Below are 1,350 nucleotides of genomic sequence, written 5' to 3'. Positions count from 1 at the left end.
CTGAGGTATCCCCACGTTTTACAGCACCAACGTCATCTGCTCGCACACTGCGTCGGGCAGTGTGCGTAAGCGTTCTAGCCAGCGTGAGACCGGTTCCATCGGCCAGCGCCTGACTAAGGCCTCGCGGCCGACACGCAGTGTCGAATAGAGCTTGCGGGTGCTGTTGCGCGGCGACAGCCACTGCGCGATGCCGGTGGCTTCGCAGCCGAGTCCTGCCAGCCAACTGGCGAAGGTGGCCAGCGTGTGGAGTAACAACAGGATCTGCAGGCGCTCACCGCGCCGGGTCAAACTGTCTTCCATTGCCTGGCCGTAGCGGTGCGATTTCAGATCACGAAATGCCAGCTCGATCTGCATCCGCCGTGCGTACAGGTTGACCAGCTGCGTTGCGCTGGGTGCGTGCAACTGGGGTGATGCAACGATCAACCACGGCTCGCGCTCACGCGCTGCTGCTTTCAGGCTCGATGATGCACGCGAGACGTTGGCAGGTGAGCGCCGGTTGCGTTGCTGACGCCCTTTTCGTGCTTTGGCATAGAGCACAAGGCGGCAATTGAGTGGATCGCTACGATTGATCTGCATCGGTGGTAATTCGTTTGCACGGTTGGAAGCCAATGCATGCAGGTTCCGGCTATCGATCCATTGCGTTACATCATCGGGCACGGCTTGCGGCTTGACCTGCGTGTGTCCGCGCAGTCGCCCGACCCAATCCCAGCCCATCGCCGACACCGCACGAAACCATGGCGTGCGGAAGCCGGCATCAGTGACCAGGATCGGACGCACATCGTCTGGAATCAATGCGCGCAGTTGCTGCAAGAAACGCTTCTCCGCGCCAGGAGAGCCTTGTTGCTTTCCCGGAACCACCATGTCCAGCAAGGTGAGCGTGCGCCCACCGATCGGGACGGCTGCACGCAGCAGGCACCACGATTTGTCCGGCTTCAGATCGCTCCAATCGATCACGATCGTCGGCTGCGTACCGCGCAACAGCCAATGCGCCATGTCCCGCTCGATCACGGACCGCTCGGCGTACAACGCGCGATTGCACAGCAGGCGGTCGCATGCCTTGAGGGGCGCACGTACCCGCGTCGCGCCTGGCCACGCGCGTGCGATGTCGATCAACGTCAGCCGGCCTCCATGCACCAGCGCTTCAACCGCGCGCAGCAAGCTGCGTTGGCGTAATGCATGCATCCCGGAGAGTGAGTTAGACAAGCACTTCTGTAATACTTCGCTGGCGCGCATGGTCGGCACTCTTCTTTGGCTTAGTCACCTTGAAGCGTGCCCCATGCGCGCACTTTCTTCCACATCCTGGCACACCAAGTGCTTGATCTTGCAGGAAGAAATGTGGGGATACATCAG

1 protein-coding gene is annotated in these 1,350 nt (G+C 61.0%); it reads right to left on the bottom strand.

Annotation, left to right across the window (positions count from 1 at the left end; genetic code table 11):
* Positions 1-18: 18 nt before the first annotated feature.
* Positions 19-1,233 (bottom strand): IS4 family transposase, encoded by a 1,215-nt coding sequence (locus tag A7D16_RS20185; RefSeq protein ID WP_064635008.1) that lies wholly within the window; start codon positions 1,231-1,233, stop codon positions 19-21.
* Between the last annotated feature and the right edge of the window lie 117 nt (positions 1,234-1,350).

The organism is Xanthomonas nasturtii (assembly GCF_001660815.1).
GTDB classification, from domain to species: Bacteria; Pseudomonadota; Gammaproteobacteria; order Xanthomonadales; family Xanthomonadaceae; genus Xanthomonas; species Xanthomonas nasturtii.
Note: the sequence above shows the minus strand (reverse complement) of the source record. Positions and strands in the feature narration are given on the sequence as shown.